The organism is Collinsella sp. AM41-2BH (genome assembly GCF_003468085.1).
GTDB lineage: Bacteria > Actinomycetota > Coriobacteriia > Coriobacteriales > Coriobacteriaceae > Collinsella.
In genome coordinates, this window is the sequence record NZ_QSGH01000002.1 from 171,252 (window position 1) to 193,145 (window position 21,894).

Sequence of the window (21,894 nt, forward strand, 5' to 3'; positions counted from 1 at the left end):
CACGAGCATGCGCACCGTCTTCGCCAGCCTTTGCTCGACATAAAAAAGGCGCTGAGCCGTGTGGCCCAGCGCCCAATGGCGGCCATCAGAAGTGGAGCGGAGCCGAGTCAACCCCGCCCCCGCGAGCACCGCTTGTTTAGCGAATGTTGTAGAACGCAGACTTGCCGGCGTAGCGCGCGCTGCCCTCCAGCTCGTCCTCGATGCGGATGAGCTGGTTGTACTTGGCGATACGGTCGCTGCGGCACGGGGCGCCCGACTTGATCTGGCCGGCGTTGACGCCCACGACCAGGTCGGCGATCGTGGAGTCCTCGGTCTCGCCGGAGCGGTGGCTCACGATGCAAGCGTAGCCGGCCTCCTTGGCGGTCTCGATGGCCTCGAGCGACTCGGTGAGCGTGCCGATCTGGTTGACCTTGACCAGGATCGCGTTGGCGGCGCCCAGCTCGATGCCCTTCTTGAGGCGCTCGGTGTTGGTGACGAACAGGTCGTCGCCCACCAGCTGCACTTTGTTGCCAATGCGACGGGTGAGCTCAACCCAGCCGTCCCAGTCCTCCTCGGCCATGCCGTCCTCGATGGAGATGATGGGATAGGTGTCGACGAGCTTCTCCCAGTAATCGACCATCTGGGCGCTCGTGTACTCAACACCCTCGCCCTTGAGCTCGTACATGCCGGTCTCGGCGTTGTAGAACTCGGTCGAGGCCGGATCCATGGCGTACATGAAGTCGACACCGGGCTTAAAGCCGGCCTTCTCGACGGCCTTGGTGATGTACTCGAATGGCTCGGCGTTGGTCTTGAGGTTGGGCGCAAAGCCGCCCTCGTCGCCCACGCCGCCGCCCAAGCCGGCCTCGTGCAGCACGCCCTTGAGGGTGTGGTAGACCTCGGCGCACCAGCGCAGACCCTCGGCAAAGCTCGGGGCGCCCACCGGCATGATCATGAACTCCTGGAAGTCGACGTTGTTATCGGCGTGCACGCCGCCGTTGAGGATGTTCATCATGGGCGTGGGCAGCAGATGGGCGTTGACACCGCCCAGGTACTGGTACAGCGACAGGCCCGCCGACTCGGCAGCGGCGCGGGCGACGGCCAGCGACACGCCCAGGATGGCGTTAGCGCCGAGCTTGGTCTTGTTGGGGGTACCGTCCGCGGCGATCAGCGCGGCATCGACGGCGCGCTGATCGAAGGCATCGAGGCCCACGACGGCATCGGCGCACTCGTTGTTGACGTGCTCGACGGCCTGCGAGACACCCTTGCCCAGGTAGCGACCCTTGTCGCCGTCGCGCAGCTCGCATGCCTCAAAGGCGCCGGTCGAAGCGCCCGAAGGCACCATCGCGCGGCCGAAGCTGCCGTCCTCGAGCACGACCTCGACCTCGACGGTGGGATTGCCGCGGCTGTCGAGTACCTCGCGACCGTAGACATCCAAAATATCGCTCATGTTGTCTCCCTCTCACTTGGAAACGGGTTGAATGTTTGGCGACACGGCTTGCACGCTACAGCGGCGCGCAGGTTCATAAGTTAGCCTTATCGCACTTTTTGCATTATGCCCTGAGTTAGCCAAGGGATACAATCTTTTTAAAAAATAATGGGGGCGATGGGACAAGTCCGTCCCGTCGCCCCCGCAGTCTTACTCCTCTGCCTTTGCGGCATCCCAGAGGCCATTGAGGCCGTGGGTCGAAAGCTCGGCTAGATCCACATGGGCATCGGCCGCCATCTGCTCCATCGCAGCCCAACGGCGGCGGAACTTTGCCGTGCTGGCACGCAGGGCGCTCTCGGCGTCAATCCCCTCCTTGCGCGCAACGTTGACCAGGGCAAAGAGCAGGTCGCCAAACTCCATCTCGCGCTCGGGAGAGCCGGGAGCCTCGGCCTCAAACTCGGCACGCTCCTCGGCGACCTCGTCCCACACGTCCTGGACCGTCTCCCACTCAAAGCCCACGGCAGCCGCCTTGCGCGACACCTTCTGAGCCTGCATCAGCGCCGGCAGGTGCGTGGGCACGCCGTCGAGCAGACCCTCGGGCGCGGCCTCGCCTGCCGCCACAGCCTGGTCTTTAGCGGCCTTCTCGGCAAGCTTGACCTCGTCCCAGATCTTGAGCACCTCGTCGGAGTTGTCGGCATCCACATCGCCAAACACGTGCGGATGGCGCCGGATGAGCTTGGCGTCGATATCGCGCGCCACGTCGGCCAGCGTAAACTCGCCGGCGTCCGCCGCAATCTGCGCATGCAGCACGACCTGCATGAGCACATCGCCCAGCTCCTCGCGAAGGTGCGCCGCGTCGTCGGCCTCGATGCAATCGAGCGCCTCGTAAGCCTCCTCGATCATGTTCTTGCCAATGCTGCGGTGCGTCTGCTCGCGGTCCCACGGGCAACCGTCGGGCTGACGCAGGCGCCAGATGGTCTGCACCAGATGCTGTAGCTCGGCCGACGCGTCTACCAACGTCGACAGGTCGCGCGAACCCTCGGCATTTTGCTGAGCCATATGCTCGGCCATGGTTAGTCCTCCTCCATGATCACGTGGCGGAACGCGCCGCCCTCGTAGATGCCGTAACTGTGCGTGCCGTCTTTGGGGATGCTCACACTGCCGGGGTTGAAGAGCCACAGGCCCGGGTGCGTCTCGCTCGCTTCGTTGACCTTGATGTGCGTATGGCCGTAGACGAGCGCGGAGCCCTCGGGCAGCGCGGGCGCATGGTCAACGCTGTTGTGCATGCCGGCGCCAAAGACGTGGCCGTGTGTCAGGAACAGCTCGCGGCCGGTCTCGTCGAACAACGTGGCGTAGTCGGCCATGACAGGGAAGTCGAGCACCATCTGGTCGACCTCGGCGTCGCAGTTGCCGCGCACCGCGATGATGCGGTCGGCCAGGGCGTTGAGCAGCGGAATCACGCGCTTGGGAGCGTAGTCGCGCGGCAGGTCGTTGCGCGGGCCGTGGTAGAGCAGGTCGCCCAGCAGCACGATGCGGTCGGGCTGTTCGGATTCGATGGCAGTGCAGAGGCGCTCGGCCCAGTATGCCGAGCCATGGATGTCGGAGGCGATGAGGTATTTCATGGGGAGTCCTTTCAGAGTGGGGTTGATGGGGGCTGAATACGGGGTCCGGCGGATGTGGAGCCCAGCCACCGCATCACTCAAATCGCAGTGTCGAGGCTTGTGCCGCCTGCATCACGCGCTGGAGCGGCACGCCATGTTCGCGGGCAAGACGGGCGCAATCCTCGTACTCGGGAGCCGCACGCTCGCTGCCGTCGGGCAGGGTCGCCACCTTAACGGATACCTCGCCCCAAGGCGTCGCTACCTGCTCAAAACGACGCGGCAGGCAGACGCGTTCCATCACCTGGCGACGAACGGCGTTGGTCGTGGTCTCCAAAAAGATAATCGTCTGTAGGCGCTCGATATCCTCGTGCGAGCAGATCACCTGCAGCTGCCAGCCGGGGCGACCTTTTTTGCAGTAGAGAGGCAGCCAGTGCACCTCGCGCGCACCTGCCTCGCGCAGGCGGTCGGCGGCATAGGCGAGTACCTCGGGCGATGCATCGTCGATGTCGCACTCCAGCTTGACGATGGTTTCGGGCGCATCGGTCTCGCGGGACAGCGGAGATGTACTTCCACGTTGCATACGGTCCGGATCCTTTCCGCACGGGCTCGTTTTGTTCACCCAAACGCTAGCACATCGGACGTGGCACAGGCGTGACTTTCGTCCGTCGCCGCCCTCGCCCCTATCCAAACATGTACATCAGCCTCCAAACATGTCATTTTTTGCAGCTTTCGGAGGCTGACGTACACGTTTTGGAGCGGGGCCGCACACGATCAGAATTGCGCCTGCACTCCGTCCGCCATAAAGTTCGCTGCACTCAACAATTTTGGACTTTCTACGCAGTTCATCGGCTAAAAAATTACCCTCGGCATACTTACCTGCTGCACGATGTTACTCTAGTTGCATTTGGCTAACTAATCGGCTGCCGAGGACCCCGCCCGACACCGTTACGGCATCGGAGGTTTCATGTTCGAGAAGCGGTTCTTCTCCCTGGTTCCGCAGGCAACGCCCTACATTGTGGCGAGCGTCCTGTTTAAATGGATCGCGCTCATGGCAAACATCACGGTGATGTGGGTGCTTGCGCGCATCTTGGGCGGCATCGTCACGGACGGTCTTTCCGCCGCGCTCGCCGTCGATGCCCTCGCACAGGCGGCCTTGCCGCTCGCCGGCGCCATCATCGTGCGCGCCGCCGCCATCTATCTGGCGCAGCGTTCCGGTGACAAGGCCGCCTTCAAAGCCGTCCGCCGCGTGCGTTCGCTCGTCTACGACAAGCTCACCGCGCTCGGCCCGTCCTATACCGAAACCGTCCCCACCGCCGAGGCCGTGCAAACCAGCGTGGAGGGCGCCACGCAACTCCAGGTATACTTTGGCGGCTATCTGCCGCAGCTCTTTTTTGCCGGCCTGGCACCCATCACGCTGTTCGTGCTGCTCGTAGGCCAAGCGGGACTTCCCGCCGCGCTGCTGCTCGTATGCGTCCCGGTCATCCCCATCTCCATCATGATGGTCATGCGCAACGCAAAAAAGATCGGTTCCGAGTATTGGGGCAGCTACGTCGATCTGGGCGGCATGTTCCTGGAGGCCGTTCAGGGTCTTACCACCCTTAAGGTGTATCAGGCCGACCGCGACTGGCACAAGCGCATCAACGCCGAGTCCGAGCGTTTCCGCACAGCGACCATGCGCCTGCTGGTGATGCAGCTGCGCTCCATTTGCGTTATGGACCTGGTCGTCTATATGGGCGCCGCGCTCGGCATTATCGTAGCCACGCTGCAGCTCGCCACGGGCAAAATTGGCTTTGAGGCGGCCTTTCTAGTCGTCTTTCTGTCGCAGGAGTTCTTTTTGCCCATGCGCCGCCTGGGATCGCTGTTCCACACGGCCATGAACGGCATGGCCGCCTCGCGCCGCATGTTTGGCATTTTGGATACGCCCGAGCCCGAGCGCGGCGATGTTGAGCTTGACGGTCGCGGCGATATCGAGCTCGCGGGCGTGAGCTATGCATACGGCGACCGCACGGTGCTGGACAGCGCCAGCGCGACCATTGCGCACGGCTCGCTCGTGGCACTCGTGGGCGAAAGCGGCGGCGGCAAGTCCACGCTCGCGGGGATTATCGCGGGCCGCAAGGGTGCCTACCGTGGCAGCGTTCGCATTGGCGGCGTCGAGCTGCGCGATGCCACGGCCGCCTCACTCATGCGTGCCGTCACCCTGGTGCCCACCAACGGCTACCTGTTTGCCGGCACCCTGCGCGACAACCTGCTGCTCGCCCAGCCCAACGCCACCGACGCCGAGCTTTTGCGCGCGCTCGGCCGCACGCGCGTGGCGGCCTTTGTGCAGGCCAACGGCGGGCTCGACATGGTGATTAACGAGGGCGGCACCAACCTTTCGGGTGGCCAGCGCCAGCGCGTGTGCATGGCACGCGCCCTGCTGCACGACTCGCCGATCTATGTGTTTGACGAGGCTACGAGCAATGTGGACGCTGCGAGCGAAGCCGCGATCGGCGAGGTCATCGCATCGCTTGCCGGTGAGCACACCGTGATCGTGGTGGCGCATCGTCTGTCGACGATTGTAAACGCCGACCAGATTTTGGTGCTGGAGCGCGGACGCATTGCCGAGCGTGGTACCAATAGCAAGCTGCTTGCAGACGTGGGCGTCTATGCACGTATGTGGAATAGCCAAGAGCAGCTCTCGGCATATGCTTATGCGAATGATGAGGGTGCCGGGGATGAGGGCGATGGCGTCGAGATTGCTGCCGAGAGCACCGCGGGCATGGGCGCGACCGCGGCAGGCGCTGCCGGCGAGGCGTCACCCGCCGCGGCGCCGGCAGCCGAACACGCCCGCCGCTCGGCGCCGTCCATCATGTGGCGCATGATGGGGCTCGTGCGCCCGCTTGCCGGCTGGCTTGTACTGGCCGTTGCCCTGGGCAGCATTGGCATGCTCACCGCCGCATTTGTTCCGGCGTTTGGCGGCTTTGGCCTTATGGCTGCGCTGGGCGACAACGCCTTGGGGCTTGGTCTTGCCGCCGCATGCGCGGCCTGCGCCGTATGCGGCATCGCACGCGGACCGCTCCATTACGGAGAGCAGCTCTGCAACCACTACATCGCGTTTCGCCTGCTCGCGCACATCCGCGACCTGATCTTTGGTGCCCTGCGCCAGCTGGCCCCCGCCAAGCTCGAGGGTCGCGGCAAGGGCGAGCTCGTAAGCCTCGTCACCTCGGATATCGAGCTGCTCGAGGTCTTCTACGCGCACACCATCTCACCCATCGCCATCGCCATCGCCCTGGTATGCACCATCGTGTTCGAGACCTTTTTGTTTTCCGTGAGCCCCCAGCTCGCGGGCATCGCGCTGGCGAGCTATCTGTGCCTGGGCGTGCTGCTGCCGCTGGTTTCTTCCAAGGCATGCGGCGCCACCGGGCGTCAGAGCCGCGAGGGCGCGGGCAAGTTGGGCGCTTTTGTGCTCGACAGTCTCCGCGGCGCGAGCGAGACCATCCAGTTTGCCGGCGGCAGCGAGCGCAGCCACGAACTGGCCGAGCTGACCGAGCAGGTCGGCGCCATCGATGCGCGCCTCAAGCGCCGCCAGGCAGCGAGCGAAGCCGTGGCCGATGCTCTCATTCTTATCGCCAACCTGGTGATGCTCACCCGCGCATTGCAGCTGGTGGCCGCGGGCGCAATCGACATGGCCTCGGCGTTTGTCGCAGTCTTTACCTTTGTATCATCCTTTGGCTCGGTGATGGCGGTGAGCCGTCTGGGCGCCTCTTTGCAAGAGACACTCGCCTCGGGTGCACGCGTGCTCGACCTGCTCGACGAGAAGCCCCAATGCGCCGAGGTCGCAGGCGGCGAGGATGTTGACTTTGACGGTGCCGCGGCCGAGCGCGTGAGCTTTAGCTATGCGGGCGGGCACAGTGCAGACTCTGCAGACGACGCGCTCCCGGCCTCATCCGCAGCCGACCTCATCCTCGACGACGTGACCTGCACCTTTGCGCCCGGTACCATGACCTGCATCATGGGGCGCTCGGGTTCGGGCAAGTCGACGCTGCTTAAGCTGCTCATGCGCTTTTGGGACCCCGCAGCCGGCACCATCACGGTGAGCGGCGTCGATGCCCGCCACATCAACACGGCGAGCCTGCGCAGCCACGAGGCCTATATGACCCAGGACACGCATCTGTTCTGCGGCACCGTACGCGAGAATCTGCTGGTCGCGCACGCCAACGCCACCAATGCCGAGCTGCTCGACGCTTGCCGCTCCGCTTCGCTTACCGCCCTCATCGACCGCCTGCCGCAGGGTCTCGACACCCCGGTTGCCGAGCTGGGCGACTCGCTCTCGGGCGGCGAGCGCCAACGCATCGGCCTTGCGCGCATCTTCCTCAACGACGCGCCTTTCATCTTGCTCGACGAGCCCACCAGCGCACTCGACGCCCTCAACGAGGCGTCCGTAATGCAGGCCGTTGACGAGCTCAAGCGCCGCGGCAAGACCATCGTACTTGTAAGCCACCGTGCCAGCACCTGCGCCTTTGCCGATTGCTCGCTTTCGGTCGAGCACGGGAGGCTGAGCTAGATGGCGCGCACCGCCGACACACCGGAGCTGGCACGCAAACGTGAGCGCGAGGCCCAAATGGTGTCGCAGATGATTGCGCTGTGGTGTCGTGGGCATCATGGCGGCGGGCATGCGGTCGAACAGGCTGGCGACGATGAGCCCGTGCGCGTGAAGCTCGGCCTTCGGACCATTACGCTCTGCCCCGAATGCGCCGAGCTGCAGAAATACGCCATCGCGCGCATTGAGCACTGCCCGCACATGGGCACCAAGACATTTTGCTCGGCCTGTCCTTCGCATTGCTACCGGCCTGCCATGCGCGAGAAGATCCGCGAGATCATGCGCTGGTCGGGACCGCGTATGATCCGCTATCGCCCCATCACCGCCGTAAGACACGCGATGGTAACGGTGCAGGCCAAACGCGTGGCGGCACGAAGCAAGTAGTCGCCGGCGCCGGCACGCGCCGCCCCGCCCCTCGTCCTCATCTCAAACGTGTACGTCAGCCTCCAAACATGTCATTTTTTGCAGCTTTTGGAGGCTGACGTACACGTTTTGAGAGCAAACGAGGCCGCACCGCGCAGCCTTTCCGATCGATTTCGACCCCCGGCGTGCGCGGCGTGTTGAGAGCTGCACCATTACAATGGAGCGGATTCACCAAATGCAAAGGAGTCGCCATGCCAGCATGCCCGCTGGTCGATTGCCACACCCATACTTCGTTTTCGGACGGCCATGCCACATTTGAGGAGAACATCCGCGCCGCCGCGGCCGCCGGCTGCCGCGTCATGGTCTCGACCGACCACCTCACCCTGCCCGCCAGCATGGACGCCAACCGCGAAGTGCAGGTTGTCGAGGGCGACTTGCCGGCACATCGTCTGGCCTTTGAGGACGCCCGCAAGCTCGCCGCGCAGATTGCGCCGGAGCTCACCTTTATCTACGGTTTTGAATGCGATTGGTACGAGGGCTGCGAGCCCTTGGTAGAGCGCTGGTCCGCGGGTGCCATAGTGCGCTTGGGCAGCGTGCACTGGATTGGCGACCCCGGCGATATCATGGCCGGTGCCGCGGGTACGGCGGGAACGGAAAACGTCGCTCGCCCCGATATGCCCGATTCCCTTTGCGGTTGGATCGACGACGACACCAACCTGCACGTTTGGGAAAACTTAGGCGTGCGCGGCGTGTGGGAGCGTTACGTCGACGACTGGTGCCGTGCTTGCGAAAGCTCACTCAACTTTGACGTGATGGCCCATCCCGACCTGGTCATGCGCTTTTCGAAGGAAGGCTTTGCGCCCGATTTTGACCCGGCGCCGTTTTGGGAGCAGATGGCCGCATGCGCCCACGATACGGGTCGCCGCGTTGAGGTCTCGACCGCCGCACCGCGCAAGGGCCTCGACGACTACTATCCCGCGACCGGGCTGTTGCGTTGCTTCGCCCACGCCGAGGTGCCGATTACTTTTGGCTCGGACGCACACCGCGCCTGCGATATCTGCTGGAATATCCGCGAGGCTCAGGCCCATGCCTACGACTGCGGTTATCGAACCTTCGATATCCCCCACCCCACCGGCGAATGGGAATCCACGTCCCTCGCCTAAGACTAGCCGTTAGGGACGTTCTTAAACGACTAGTGGCGGCGGGCGTTGAGCTCGCCGGCCAGTTCGTCGAGGGTGATGCCGTAGCGTTCGAGCGTCACGAGCAGGTGGTAGACCAGATCGCCGGCTTCGTAGCGGATGTGGTCGTGGTCGTTGTCCTTGCAGGCCATGATGACCTCGCTCGCCTCCTCGGCAAGCTTCTTGAGCAGTTCGTCCTCGACGTCGGTCAGCAGACGGGCGGTATAGCTCTCCTCCGGCGACGCATCGCGACGACCGTGAATCACCTCGGCCAGTCCCGTCAGCGTCTCGCCGATATTTCCCGGCTGCACGTTAGCTGTTCTGACTCCCATGGTTATTTCCTCTCGTTACTGCAGCGTAAAGTAGGTGCCGGTCTCATCGAACCGAGGCTTTGCGCCCTTTTTCTCAAAGAACTCGACGATGACGGCATGAGCCTCATCGAGCCTTTCCTTCTCGGCCTCGAGCCAAAGCGACTGCGCCCCGCAGGCATCAGTCAGGTGCACGCGGCATGGCACGCCCGCGCGGAGGAGCTCGGTGTTGCATTCGGCGACCTCGAACGGCGTCACGACTTTCATCGCACTCCCCCTTCCACGCGCTTAAAGAAGCAGGTACGGTTGCCGGTATGGCAGGCCGGGCCCGGTGAGTCCACCTTGACCAGCAGCGTATCGCTATCGCAGTCGGCCCAGAGCTCCTTGACCTCCTGCATGTTGCCACTCGTCGCGCCCTTGTTCCAGAGCTCCTGACGGCTGCGACTCCAAAACCACGTGGTCCCGGTCTTGAGCGTCAGCCCCACCGATTCCTCGTTCATCCAAGCAACCATAAGCACCTCACCGGTGTCATGCTGCTGAACCACGCAAGGAATCAGCCCGCGGGCGTCGTATTTAAGCTCGGTAGCATTTATTACCTCAGTCATCATTTCTCCCAAGTAACAAACGAAATCCCACAGGTCGGCGAGGGTTGTCCAGGTGCCGCAGGTTGCCGCGAAAGAGGAGCGACGCGTACTTTGGTACGCGAGCGACGGTTTGAGCGGCAAGATGCGGTGCCTGGGCAAGCCGCAGCACTAGAAGTCCAGCCTCACAGGGATGCCTTGGCTGGCCATATACTCCTTCACCTGGCGAATGCTGAAAGTTCCAAAGTGAAAGACGCTGGCCGCCAGCACGGCATCGGCCTCGCCCTCGATCACGCCCTCGGCAAAATGCTCGAGCGTGCCCACGCCGCCGCTTGCGATCACCGGGATCGGCACCGCGCGCGCCACGGCGCGGGTGAGTGCCAGGTCGAAGCCAGCCTTGGTGCCGTCGCGATCCATGCTGGTGAGCAAGATCTCACCGGCGCCGCGACGAGCCGCTTCCTCGGCCCACGCCACCGCATCGATACCCGTGGCGTTGCGACCGCCCGCCGTGAAGACCTCCCACTTGTCGGCATCCGGCTGACCGGGCAGGCCCACGCGCTTGGCATCAATCGCCACGACCACGGCCTGGCTGCCAAACGCCGCGGCGGCCTGGCTGATCAACGACGGATCGCGCACGGCGGCAGAGTTAAGCGACACCTTGTCGGCACCGGCGGCAACCATGGTTCGCATGCCCGCCAAGTCGCGGAAACCGCCGCCCACGGTATAGGGAATAGCGAGCTCCTCGGCCGCGTGCGCCGCCATCTCGATGGTCGTCGCGCGGTTGTCGCTCGTCGCGGTAATGTCCAGGAAGACGACCTCGTCTGCACCCTCGCGGTCGTAGGCGCGCGCCAGCTCCACCGGGTCGCCAGCATCGCGCAGGCTCACAAAGTTGACGCCCTTGACCACGCGGCCGTCCTTAACATCCAGACAGGGAATCACGCGTTTGGCAAGCATGGGCTACTCCTTCCCTCGGGCGGCGGCCAACGCCTGGGCCAGCGTAAAGTTGCCCTCGTAGAGCGCACGACCGGTAATGGCACCCTCGATGGCATCCTCGCCCACCGCGGCCAGTGCGCGGATATCGTCGAGCGTCGAGATGCCGCCCGAAGCCACGACGGGAAAGCCCGCGACCTCGGCCACATGGCGATACGCCGCCACGTCGATGCCCGTCTGCATGCCATCGCGCGCGATGTCGGTATACACCAGATGCTTAAAGCCCAGCTCGGTGAGCTGCGCCACGGCGTCGTCGAGCGCCACACCCGCGCCGTCGCGCCAACCATTCACCTTGACCTGGCCGTCACGGGCGGCAATGTCTGCCACCAGTAACTCGCCAAAGCCTTGCGCCGCCACCTCGGCAAATCCCGGCTCGGTCACGAGCACCGTGCCTAGCGCGATGCGACGCGCGCCGTAGCCGGCCAGCTCGTCGATGCGCGCGAGCGAACGAACGCCGCCGCCCACGTCCGCGGACAGACCGTCGACGCCGCAGATGGCCTTAATCGCTGCCAAGTTGGCAGCGCACGCGTCCTCGTCCTCGCCAAAGGCAGCGGACAGGTCGACGACGTGCACCCAGCTCGCGCCCTGCTCGGCAAAGGAGCGGGCAACGGCCACGGGGTCGTCAGAATACACCTTACAGCGGCTCCGGTCGCCGCGCTCCAGGCGCACGACCTTGCCGCCGATCAAATCGATTGCGGGAAACAGAATCATCGGCCGGCCCCCTCGACGATGCTCACGAAGTTCTTAAGGATGCGCTGACCCAGCGCAGAGGATTTCTCGGGATGGAACTGGCAGCCCCACACGTTGCCGTGGCGCACGATGCACGGGAAGCTCCGTGTATAGTGCGTGCGCGCCAACACATCGGCGGCATCGACGTCGTCGGCCACCGCGTAGCTGTGAGTGAAATACATGTTGGCGCCCTCGGCAAAACCGGCAAGCAACGGATCGGCCGCACCGGCGGGCGTCATGCGCACCTGGTCCCAGCCCACGTGCGGGACCTTCAGACGGCTCGACTCCAGGTGCGTGCACGAGCCACGCATGATGCCCAGGCCATCGACCCAGGGACCACCGGCCTGCTCGGAGGCATCGTCGTCCGCGTCCGCGTCCTCGTTCGCAGGCACGCCCTCGTTGCCGCGCTCAAAAAACAGCTGAAGGCCCAGGCAGATGCCGAGCAGCGGAGTTCCGGCGGCAACGGCATCGAGCACGGCCGCCTCCTCGCCGCTCTGACGCATAAAGGCGATCGCGTCATAGAACGCACCCACGCCCGGGATGACCAGGCCGTCGGCGTTGCGGATCTGCTCCGGATCGTCCGACGTGCAGGCGGCAGCACCGGCGCGCGCAAGCCCGCGCACGACGCTCGACAAGTTGCCCTTGTGGTAGTCGACCACCACGATCTTCGGTTCGCCCACGCGACCCCTCCACTTCTCATCATCCAAAACCACCACAAAGAGGACAGGCATCTTCGTGGTGGTTTTACCCTTGTGACGGTTACAGCGAGCCCTTGGTGCTGGGGATACCCTGCACGCGGGGATCGAGTTCGCAGGCGCGGCGCATCGTGCGGCCCACGGCCTTAAAGGCGGCCTCGATAATGTGGTGCGAATTGCCGCCCGCCAGCTCGCGCACGTGCAGCGTGAGCTTGGCATCGCGCGCAAAGGCATAGAAGAACTCGACGGCCAGCTCGGTATCAAAGCTGCCCACGCGCTCAGTCGGCACGGGCAGCTCGCAATAGGCCTGCCCGCGACCCGAGATATCCACGGCGGCCATCACGAGTGTCTCGTCCATGGCGATCGCCGCGTCGGCAAAGCGCGTAATACCCGCCTTGTCGCCCAGCGCCTGGCAAAACGCCTCGCCCAGCACAATGCCCGTGTCCTCAACGGTGTGGTGCGCGTCGACCTCGACGTCGCCCACCGCATGCACCGTCAGATCGAACAGGCCATGGCGGCCAAAAGCGTTGAGTATGTGGTCGAAAAACGGCACGCCGGTCGAGATATCGCACACGCCAGATCCGTCCAGGTCGAGCTTTACGACAATGTCGGTCTCGCCCGTCTTGCGGGTTACCTCGGCATAGCGGTCCATCTACATCTCCTCCTTCACCAGCGCGGCAAACGCGGCCAGCACCTCGTCGTTTTCCTGCGGCGTACCCACAGTGATGCGCAAACAGTCCGCAAGCCCCGGCGCGTAGCTAAAGTCGCGCACCAAAATCGAATACTCGTCGCGCAGACGCTCGCGCACGCGCGTGGCATGCGGCGTGCGCACGAGCACAAAGTTCGCCGCGCTCGGCCATGCCTCCACGGGCATGCCATCGGCAGCCATTGCGCGCAGGGCGCACAGCTCGCGCTCGCGCTCGGATGCGATCTGTGCCACCACGGGCGTGTAGGCATCACGGGCACGCACGCAGGCAAGTGCTGCCGCCTGGCTCAGCACGTTAACTGAATAGATCTGGCGAATCGCCGCGAACACGTCGACGACCTCGGGTGCCGCAATCACATAGCCCAGACGCGTGCCGGCGGCGCCAAACGCCTTGGACAGCGTATGTAGAATCACCAGGTTGGGATGCTCGGCGATAAGGCCTTGCGCCGTGGTGGCCGCGCCAAACGAATCGTCGGCAAACTCCACGTAGGCCTCGTCAACCATTACCATGCCGGGGCACGCATCGCACAGCGCCGCGACAAAGTCGAGCGGTGCCACGTCACCCGTGGGGTTGTTGGGCGAGGTCACGATTGCCAGGTTACACTCGGGTGCCGCCGCAAGCACGGCGGCCTGGTCGAGCTCAAAGGTCGCGGGGTCGCGCCACACGTCGCGCACCTCGGTCTGGCAGAGCGACGCAAAGAACGCATACTCGCTAAAGCACGGCGGGCAGTTGAGCAGGGTCCGTCCCGCGCCGCCAAACGCCAACAGGTAGTTATAGAGCAGCTCGTCGCCGCCGTTGCCCACGCAGACATTCTCGCGCGCCACACCATGCCAAGCGGCAAGCTCGTCGCGCAGATCGTTGGACATGGGATCGGGATAGCGGTTGAGCGGCGTGGCAGCCAGGGCGGCGTCGACCGCCTCGCGCACGCCAGCCGGCACGGGATAGGTGTTCTCGTTGGCCGAAAGGTTGATGCGCGTGGGCGTAAAGTTGGGATCGTAGGGCTCAATACCGGCCAGGTAAGGCTGGACGAGCTCCTTCATGCGAGGCGTGAGTTCGGCCATATTAGGCCTCCCCGCCGGTTACGCCAGCGCCATCTGCGCCTGCAGCCGCCAGGTCCACGCCCTCGGCAACCGTCGCCACGGCGTCGCCCGGCCAGGCAACCTTGGTCAGGTCGGCCGCGGCGAGCGACTCGGCGCTCACGGCATCCTCGCCCTGCTCCAACACGCGGCGACGCAGTGCGGCCGAAAGCGCGTGCGCCCACAGGCCCTCGGCCTCGGCCAGACGCTGCGTAGCGGGAGCGTCGGAGAGCAGGCCCTCGGGCGTATAGCATATAACGCTCGAGCGCTTAACGAACTCTTCGACCGAAAGCGGGTTGGAGAACATGGCCGTGCCGCCGGTCGGCAACGTGTGGTTGGGACCGGCAACGTAATCGCCGAGCGGCTCGGAGCTCCAAGCGCCCACAAAGATGGCGCCGGCGTTGCGAATGCCGCCGAGCAGGCCCATCGCATCCTTGCAGTGCAGCTCAAGGTGCTCGGGCGCCACGGTGTTCACGGCCTCGACGGCGGCCGCCATGTCGGCGGCCACCACGATGGCGCCTTCGTTATCGAGCGAAGCGCACGTAATCTCGGCACGCGGGGACTGCGCTACCAGAATGTCGATACCCGCCTCGACCTCACGCGCAAACCGCTCGTCGCAGGTCACCAGATAGCAGGCCGCCAGCGGATCGTGCTCGGCCTGAGCCATCAGGTCGGCCGCGACCACCATAGGCTTGGCCGTGGCATCGGCCAGCACGCAGACCTCGGAGGGACCGGCGACCATGTCGATACCCACGTCACCCGAGACAATCTGCTTGGCAGCGGCAACAAAGGCGTTGCCCGGGCCGGTGATTTTGTCGACGCGCGGAATGGTCTCGGTACCGTACGCCAGCGCGGCCACGGCCTGGGCGCCGCCCACCATATAGATTTCGTCCACGCCGCCGAGCTTGGCCGCCGCGAGCGTATACGGGCTAATCAGTCCATCCTTTTGCGGCGGGGTCACCATGACCACGCGCTCAACGCCGGCAACCTTGGCGGGAATGGCGTTCATAAGCACGGTGGAAGGGTACTGCGCGCGACCGCCCGGCACGTAGATGCCGGCCGCAGCAAGCGGGGTCACCTTAACGCCGAGCATCGTGCCATCCGGGCGCGTGGTAAACCAGCTCTGCTCGACCTCGCGCTGGTGGAACTCGCGAATCTGGCGCGCAGCCTTTTCGAGCGCGGCGACAAAGGCCGGATCGAGATCTTCGAGCGCGGCATCGATCTGCTCCTGCGGGAGACGGAAGCTCTGCAGCTCAACACCGTCAAAACGCTGGCAGTAATCGCGCACCGCGGCATCGCCGTTGGCACGCACGTTGGCCACGATATCGCGGGCGGCGTCGACGATATTTTGCGGCAGCACGCCCTTACGGTTGAGCTGGTTGGTAACGAGGCGCTCACCGGGAGCAAGCTTGATGGTCTTCATTTCGGTATCCCCTATCGGTCGAGGTTGTGTTCGAAAAACGAGAGGCCGGACGGCGGCACCAGTCGGCCCGCAGCCCGGACGTTGGGGCGCCCGTGCGCGCTCGCGCTATTGTGCCGAGCCCGCAACGGGCTCAAAATGCTTGTCCTTCACGGCCGCGGCCAAGCGATCGGCCAGATTGCGTACGCGCGGATCCAGACGTGCGGCACCCGGGTTGACAAAGAAGCGGGCCGTGCAGTCCATGATGCGACCAGTAATAACGAGGTCGTTATCGCGCAGCGTGGCACCAGTGGCGGTAATGTCCACGATGCGATCGGTCATGCCGACGATGGGCCCCAGCTCGATATTGCCGTGCAGCGAAACGATGTCGGCGTTCACGCCGCGCTCGGCATACCAGGCACTCGCGATACGCGGGTACTTGGTTGCCACGCGAAGCGACCCGCGGCGGGCATAGTTGCGCTCGGCCTGACCGGCGCGCCACGCGGGCTCCGCCTCGATAAAGGTGCACAGGCCGTAGCCCAGATCGACCAGCTGCAGCAGGTTGAGGTCGGCCTCGATGAGCGAGTCCCAACCGCAGATGCCGCAATCGGCACCGCCGCAGCCCACAAAGGCGGGTGCATCGCTGGGTCGCACGATGACAAACTCGATATCGCCGACCGTGCCCTCGCCGGCACGCGTGTCGCGGCCGCGCACAATCAGGTGACGGCCGGGGTCACGCAGCTCAGAGACGTCCAGGCCCGCGGCCTCGAGCACGTCGAGCGTGTCGGCCTTAAGCGAGCCCTTGGGCACGGCGATACGCAGCGGGCCCTCGGCGCCACGGCCCGCAGCATGGTCGCCATCGGAAGCGGCATCCTCGGCCGAGGTGCGCGCGGCCTCCAGGCGCTCGAGCGAAAAGGCGAAGCCCGCCGCCGGCACCTCGATACCGGCGCCAAATGCGCCGGTAAAGATGGAGTCATAGCGTCCGCCCGAACCGACCGGATCGGGCAAGCCGCCGGCATAGGCCTTAAAGACCAGGCCCGTGTAGTAATCGAAAGAGTTCATGATAGAGAAGTCGAACGACAGCACCTGGGCGTCCTCGGGTGCCAGGCCCTCGACCAGGGCACGCAGCTCGCGCGTCAGCGGCGCGACGATACCGGCGGCCTCCAGCAGCGCGTCCACGCGGTCGAGTACCTCGGCACCGCCGTGCAGACGCGGCAACTCGCTAATGGCGGCCTTGACGGCATCGGACTCGGCGCTTGCCGCCACGCGGGCATCGAGGCCCACAAAGTCGTTGGCGTGCACACAGCGCAGGGCCTCGGCGGCCAGCTCGCGATCCTCGCACGCCGCGAGCAGCTCCTTAAACGGGCGTACGCTACCTGCGATAATGCGCGCATCGGGCAGTGCCAGCTTGCGCACGGCCTCGGCCACGAGCGAGACGATCTCGACATCGCCCGCGGTATCGCCCGCACCGATAAGCTCAAAGCCCAACTGTGTAAACTGGCGCGAACCACCGGCATTTCGCTGACACTCACGAACCACCGGCGCCTCGTAGCGAAGGCGCAGGGGCAGGTCGGCAGCGCGCATGCGGGTCGAAACCAGGCGTACGATCGGCAGCGTGTTGTCGGGACGGACCACCAACAAGCGGCCGTCGTCGTCAAAAAGCTTGAACGGAGTATCCGCGATGCGGCCGCCTTCCTCGAGCGAACCCTTGTCCTCGAGTAGCGGCGTCTCGACCGGAAGGTAATGATGCTCCCTGAAGCAGCCCTTCACCGTCAGCGCAATCTCCTCGCGCGCCTGAGCCTCCTCGGGCAATATGTCCCGGAATCCCCACGGTGTGGCCGTCATCTGATGAGCCTCCTCATGCTGTGTTTCATATAGAACAGAAGACCGGCATAGCTCCGCCGGTTTTCTGGGTACTTTAGCATACTAGAGTGTTTGCGGGGAGAATCGTCGCTTGCAGCTCATAGCGTATTCATTTGGAAACATAGGGGAAAGCGCGTCCCGCCCGCCAGCCAAAAACTGGGATGCGGTTTCCGGTTGAGGTCCTCAGCGGAAAGTGTGTCCCATTCTGAGCGCCTGTTCTGGGACGTGCTTTCCGCCAGAAGCCTCAAGCGGAAAGCACGTCCCGTTTCTCAAAAAGCGTCAAACGCCAACTCGGCGCCCTGTCCCACTTAGGCGCCAATCGCGCGTCGGTACTCCGCCATAACCTGAGCGTCGGCTGCCGCGGGATTGGCGAAATAGCGCCAATCATAGGTCTCGGCCGAAACAACTCCGCGATAGCCGCGCGCCACCAGCCTATCCAGGTCGGCGCGCATATCGCGGTCGCCGTCACCCCAAGCAAGATGCGTCGTGCCATCTGCCGCAACATCGACAAAATGCACGTGGGCGACATCATCGCCAAGCAGATCAAAATAATCGTCGATGGTATCCCCCGCCACCGCCATAGCGCCCAAATCCAGACACGCCTTAAGTGCCGGATGATCAACTGCCTCGATCATGCGCTTCGTATCGGCCGCCGAGTTCACGATCATCGACTCAACCGGCTGTAGGGCCTCGAGCACCAGTCGCACGCCGCGCTCTCCCGCATGCTCGGCAATCGCACGCAGCATCGAGGCGCTGCGACCCCACGCGTCCTCGATCGGCTCGTTCAAAAATGCCCAGCCGCTCGAGACCATGACCTGCTCGGCTCCAAGTTCCGCCGCGATATCTACAACGTTCTTAAAGTACGCGAGCGTGCGGGCACGCGCCTCATTCCCGCGCGCCGCGATATTCCACGGCTTGGGGTTGTTCTGTTCGGGACAAAGCCCCACAATCCGAACCCCATACCGCTGCGACAGCTCCCGTACCCGCTCGAGCGAATCGTATCCATGGCAATCGACATACAGATGCATCGCCCCGGTCCAAAGCTCGCAACACGTATAGCCCGAGGCCGCTGCCGAAGAAAAGAATTCCTCAAGGTCAAAATAACGATGGCTGATATTCATGACGGCAAGCTGCGGATACTCCATCTTGTCCACCTTTCGGCAAAAGGGCGCCGCAGCACAGTGTGCGCGACGCCCCCTCTTACATTGTTTTCATTATGACGGATACCCTACTGGACACCAAGCACTCCAAAGAACGCGCCAGCGATACTCACGAGCAGGATCACAAGCATGATGAGCAGCGGATTCATCTTCTTCTTGAGCATGAGATAGACAATTCCAAACAGCCCCATCGTGACAAAGCCCGGGAAGATTCCGTTGAGCAGCTCGGCGAGCGTCTGAGCACCATCGCCCGCACCGACCATGAGCGGAATGTCCACGGTGACCATCTCCATGGTCATAGCACCGATCACCATGGCGCCCATGATAGAGGCCATCTTGACGATCGTGTCCATAATGCCCGATTCCTGGACCTTGCTGATCATGTCCGAGCCAAAGCGATATCCCACAAACGTCAGCAGGTAACGGATGATGTAGTGAGGAACGTTGAACACGAGCAGGAACAAAATCGGGCCAAGAATAGAGCCCTGCAGCGCTAGCGACGTGCCGACACCCGTTGCCAAAATTCGCAGCGTGCCCCAGTAGAAAGCATCGCCCACGCCGGACAGCGGCCCCATCAAAGCAAGCTTGACATTAGAGATCGCGCTCGTGTCAAAGCTATCGTCAGTAGCGTTGACCTCCTCCATTGCAGCGGCGATGGACATGGGAAGCGTCGAGATGTACGGCGTGACGTTATAGAGCTCCATATGGCGCTTAAGGGCGGCCTTAAAGTCCGCATCCTGCGGATACAGCTTGCGAAGGATCGGCATAAGGGCCCACATAAAGCCGATATGGCCCATACGCTCGTAGTTCCAGGAATGCTCATAGGGAATCGAGCGCCAGAACAGCTTCTTAAGGTCTGCGCGGGAAATCAGCCCGTCGTAAGAAGACTCAAACTTAAAACTCATCGAACCCACTCCCAATCGCAGGATCCTCGGTTGCTGCTGCGGGCTGCTCCGCTTTTTTCTTATCACCCAAAACCGTCATCGCGACGACGATGATCGCGGCAAAGATCGCCACGCCCGTCGTGCTAATGCCAAAGTAGGCGACGAGGAAGAAGCCAGCGAAGAAGAACGGAGCCACTGTTTTGTTCATAATCATCTGCGCCAGCATCGCAAAGCCGAGTGCGGGCAAGAAGGCGGCGGCGACATCCATGCCGGTCTGAACGAAATCGGGGATGATGTTGAGCAGGCTGGCAACAGCATCGGCACCAAAGAAGAATGCCAGGGGAATAATCAGCAGGCCGCACCAGCTCTGCGCGTAACCGGCGATGAGCATGTTGCGCGTGATGGCCTTGGTGTCTCCGTCCTCGACGTTTTTGTCGATACGGTGCACCAGCAGCAGCATGACCGGTTGGCCCAGGGCCGTGTCGAGCGCCAGGACGATCGTGGCGATAGGAATACCCAGGGTCAGGGCCGCCGAAGCGTCCGCGCCGGCCTGCATGGCAAGAGATACGCCCAGGATAGTGCCGGAAATCGTATCGGGCGGGTTATAGGCGCCGACCGAGATGGCGCCGACCATGGCAAGCTCCATCGTGGCGCCCATGATCGTGCCGGTCACCATGTCGCCCATGACAAGGCCAACCAGAGGTCCGAGCACGATCGGGCGCTGGAGGTAGCTCGTGCCCGTCAGCCACTCGGAATAACCCAAAAGGGCAATAAGGAAAATCAGGATTGTCTTGATAACCATGACGGCCCCTAACCGATGACCTTCGCGGCGTCAGTCTTCGCATCTGCCGGAATCATCTGAATGAACAGTTCATAGCCCTCGCCGAGCAGCTCCTTCACGTAGGCCTCGTTCTCGGGCGTGAGGAACACGCTCGTCGAGACCTGGCGGGCATTCTCGCTAAAGGCAACGTTGCCGAGGTTGATCTTCTTGACTCCCATCGCCTTGGCGACGGCACCGGCCTGCTGAATCGTCTCGCAAACCACGAAGAGTTTGTACTTATCGGTCACACCGCTCTGGAGCGCCTTGACAGCATCCTCGGTGTTTTTGACGACGACCTTGCATCCTTCGGGCTTTGCAAGGGACAGGGCCTGCAGACGAAGCTTGTCATTGAGGACCGTGTCGCTCACTAACAGGATGCAGTCGGCACCCAGAGCCGAGGTCCAGCTAACGGCAACCTGGCCGTGAAGCAGTCGATAATCTACACGAATCATCTGAATCATGATGTGCTCCTAACGATTAAAACTCATCGAGTTCGGCCTGCCCCAGCAGGTCGTTGACGTACTTGACCTTAGTGTCGTCCGCCTCGACGATCTGGCGAATGGCCTCGTCGATCGGAGTGGAATCGGGTACGAACAGCAGCTGAATAAGGAGTGGCAAGTTCATATTGGTCACGAGGTGCGTGTTGGGACGCGTCTGGACGATCTTGGTGAACTCGTTGTTGACGCTGCCGCCAAAGAGGTCAGTGCACACGACAACTTCGTCGTCCGCGGCAAAGCCGTCCAGAATCGCTGCAGCCTCCTTGGACAGGTCCTCGTTTCCGTCGACATACATAGAGAGCGCATGGACGTTTTCGCGCTCACCGGAAAGCAGGCCGATGCTCTCGACGATTCCAGACGCGAAATGAGCATGGGACGCCACGATAAACTGCCTCATTCGATCCCCTTCCTAGCGAATTTCGGCATAAAAATGCCCGGACGCATGCGCCCGGGCAGGGTGCTTCTTAAATGAGTGGTCAACTATTAGTAGTCGAACTGGTGATAGTAGCGACGGTAGTTGAGGTTGTGCTTGGTGACCGTCTCGTAGTAAGCGGCAAGGCGATCGGTGATCAGCGAGGAAAGGATCCACGGAGACACGATGACGCGGAACTCGTCGTCAAGGCCGGGGATCGCGAACTCGGCGGTGTCGATGATGTTGATGTCGGTGTCGCCGGTCACGCCGCGGCTGAGGAACGCGCGGACGCGCTCGTCGAGCTTGCGGTTCTCGTCCTCGCCCATGAACAGGAACACGGGGACGCCGGGCTCCACGAGTTCGAGGGTGCCGTGGAAGAAGTCGGCCGAGGTGATGTAGCGGGTGCGCTTCCACTGCATCTCCTCGAGGATGCACATCGAGAACAGGATGGTCTCGCCCCACAGGGCGCCGGAGCCGATGAACATGGTGTAGGGGGCCAGGGCGTACTTCTTTGCGAGCTCCTCGGCGCGCGGCTCGAAGCTCTTGCGGATGTCGACCAGGTGGGTCCAAACGTCCTTGGTCTGCTCGATGAACTTATCGAACTGCGGGAAGCAGCCGCGGCGGTTGAGCAGGCGCAGGCCGAAGCA

General features: G+C 63.4%; 23 protein-coding genes. 3 read left to right on the forward strand and 20 right to left on the reverse strand.

The window, feature by feature from the left end:
- Positions 1-136: 136 nt before the first annotated feature.
- From eno to larC, 4 genes are all read right to left on the reverse strand, one after another.
- Positions 137-1,426 carry a phosphopyruvate hydratase gene (eno, locus tag DW899_RS02125; RefSeq protein ID WP_099432260.1) on the reverse strand — a complete coding sequence of 430 codons (1,290 nt, stop codon included), beginning with the start codon at positions 1,424-1,426 and terminating at the stop codon, positions 137-139.
- Between the two features lie 189 nt (positions 1,427-1,615).
- Positions 1,616-2,476, reverse strand: coding sequence for a nucleoside triphosphate pyrophosphohydrolase (gene mazG, locus DW899_RS02130; RefSeq protein ID WP_117799846.1), 861 nt, complete (start codon positions 2,474-2,476; stop codon positions 1,616-1,618).
- A gap of 2 nt (positions 2,477-2,478) precedes the next feature.
- A complete protein-coding gene (yfcE, locus tag DW899_RS02135) occupies positions 2,479-3,027 on the reverse strand; it encodes a phosphodiesterase (protein ID WP_117799847.1) in 549 nt (182 codons plus the stop codon).
- A 73-nt stretch (positions 3,028-3,100) separates the two neighbouring features.
- On the reverse strand, positions 3,101-3,586 hold the full coding sequence (larC, locus tag DW899_RS02140; RefSeq protein WP_117799848.1) for a nickel insertion protein: 486 nt from the start codon (positions 3,584-3,586) through the stop codon (positions 3,101-3,103).
- Between the two features lie 384 nt (positions 3,587-3,970).
- Here larC and DW899_RS02145 point away from each other — a divergent pair, with 384 nt between their 5' ends.
- From DW899_RS02145 to DW899_RS02155, 3 genes are all read left to right on the forward strand, one after another.
- Positions 3,971-7,549, forward strand: a complete 3,579-nt coding sequence (locus DW899_RS02145) for an ATP-binding cassette domain-containing protein (RefSeq protein WP_117799849.1) — start codon at positions 3,971-3,973, stop codon at positions 7,547-7,549.
- The gene (locus tag DW899_RS02150) at positions 7,550-7,969 is read left to right on the forward strand and encodes a nitrous oxide-stimulated promoter family protein (RefSeq protein ID WP_117654881.1); all 420 of its coding nucleotides are present in this window, start codon (positions 7,550-7,552) and stop codon (positions 7,967-7,969) included.
- Positions 7,970-8,199: 230 nt separating this feature from the next.
- Entirely contained in the window at positions 8,200-9,111 is a 912-nt protein-coding gene (locus DW899_RS02155; RefSeq protein WP_117799850.1) for a PHP domain-containing protein, read from the forward strand.
- Between the two features lie 29 nt (positions 9,112-9,140).
- Here DW899_RS02155 and hisE read toward each other — a convergent pair whose 3' ends face one another.
- From hisE to DW899_RS02235, 16 genes are all read right to left on the reverse strand, one after another.
- Positions 9,141-9,458 carry a phosphoribosyl-ATP diphosphatase gene (gene hisE, locus DW899_RS02160; RefSeq protein WP_117757622.1) on the reverse strand — a complete coding sequence of 106 codons (318 nt, stop codon included), beginning with the start codon at positions 9,456-9,458 and terminating at the stop codon, positions 9,141-9,143.
- A 15-nt stretch (positions 9,459-9,473) separates the two neighbouring features.
- Entirely contained in the window at positions 9,474-9,701 is a 228-nt protein-coding gene (locus DW899_RS02165; RefSeq protein WP_117799851.1) for a hypothetical protein, read from the reverse strand.
- Positions 9,698-10,039, reverse strand: coding sequence for a phosphoribosyl-AMP cyclohydrolase (gene hisI / locus DW899_RS02170; RefSeq protein ID WP_089573591.1), 342 nt, complete (start codon positions 10,037-10,039; stop codon positions 9,698-9,700). Before hisI ends, DW899_RS02165 begins: the two co-directional genes overlap by 4 nt.
- Positions 10,040-10,186: 147 nt before the next feature.
- Positions 10,187-10,969: an imidazole glycerol phosphate synthase subunit HisF gene (gene hisF, locus DW899_RS02175; RefSeq protein WP_117799852.1), complete on the reverse strand. Its 783-nt coding sequence runs from the start codon at positions 10,967-10,969 to the stop codon at positions 10,187-10,189.
- 3 nt (positions 10,970-10,972) lie between these two features.
- Positions 10,973-11,716, reverse strand: coding sequence for a HisA/HisF-related TIM barrel protein (locus tag DW899_RS02180; RefSeq protein WP_117648476.1), 744 nt, complete (start codon positions 11,714-11,716; stop codon positions 10,973-10,975).
- The gene (locus DW899_RS02185; protein ID WP_233539870.1) at positions 11,713-12,414 is read right to left on the reverse strand and encodes an imidazole glycerol phosphate synthase subunit HisH; all 702 of its coding nucleotides are present in this window, start codon (positions 12,412-12,414) and stop codon (positions 11,713-11,715) included. The genes DW899_RS02180 and DW899_RS02185 overlap by 4 nt, the downstream gene beginning before the upstream one ends.
- Before the next feature lie 79 nt (positions 12,415-12,493).
- Positions 12,494-13,081, reverse strand: a complete 588-nt coding sequence (gene hisB, locus DW899_RS02190) for an imidazoleglycerol-phosphate dehydratase HisB (protein WP_089573595.1) — start codon at positions 13,079-13,081, stop codon at positions 12,494-12,496.
- Positions 13,082-14,197 (reverse strand): histidinol-phosphate transaminase, encoded by a 1,116-nt coding sequence (gene hisC / locus DW899_RS02195; protein WP_117799854.1) that lies wholly within the window; start codon positions 14,195-14,197, stop codon positions 13,082-13,084.
- Between the two features lies 1 nt (position 14,198).
- Positions 14,199-15,635, reverse strand: a complete 1,437-nt coding sequence (gene hisD, locus DW899_RS02200; protein ID WP_117799855.1) for a histidinol dehydrogenase — start codon at positions 15,633-15,635, stop codon at positions 14,199-14,201.
- A 105-nt stretch (positions 15,636-15,740) separates the two neighbouring features.
- The gene (hisG, locus tag DW899_RS02205) at positions 15,741-17,456 is read right to left on the reverse strand and encodes an ATP phosphoribosyltransferase (protein WP_117779033.1); all 1,716 of its coding nucleotides are present in this window, start codon (positions 17,454-17,456) and stop codon (positions 15,741-15,743) included.
- A gap of 326 nt (positions 17,457-17,782) precedes the next feature.
- Positions 17,783-18,619, reverse strand: coding sequence for a sugar phosphate isomerase/epimerase (locus DW899_RS02210; RefSeq protein WP_117564888.1), 837 nt, complete (start codon positions 18,617-18,619; stop codon positions 17,783-17,785).
- An 83-nt stretch (positions 18,620-18,702) separates the two neighbouring features.
- Entirely contained in the window at positions 18,703-19,539 is an 837-nt protein-coding gene (locus DW899_RS02215; RefSeq protein ID WP_117564887.1) for a PTS system mannose/fructose/sorbose family transporter subunit IID, read from the reverse strand.
- The gene (locus DW899_RS02220; protein WP_117564886.1) at positions 19,529-20,320 is read right to left on the reverse strand and encodes a PTS sugar transporter subunit IIC; all 792 of its coding nucleotides are present in this window, start codon (positions 20,318-20,320) and stop codon (positions 19,529-19,531) included. The genes DW899_RS02215 and DW899_RS02220 overlap by 11 nt, the downstream gene beginning before the upstream one ends.
- An 8-nt stretch (positions 20,321-20,328) precedes the next feature.
- A complete protein-coding gene (locus DW899_RS02225; protein WP_117564885.1) occupies positions 20,329-20,799 on the reverse strand; it encodes a PTS sugar transporter subunit IIB in 471 nt (156 codons plus the stop codon).
- Between the two features lie 16 nt (positions 20,800-20,815).
- Positions 20,816-21,232 carry a PTS sugar transporter subunit IIA gene (locus tag DW899_RS02230; protein WP_117564884.1) on the reverse strand — a complete coding sequence of 139 codons (417 nt, stop codon included), beginning with the start codon at positions 21,230-21,232 and terminating at the stop codon, positions 20,816-20,818.
- 86 nt (positions 21,233-21,318) lie between these two features.
- Positions 21,319-21,894: SIS domain-containing protein (locus tag DW899_RS02235; protein ID WP_369832231.1), on the reverse strand; the 576-nt coding region annotated here is incomplete at its 5' end.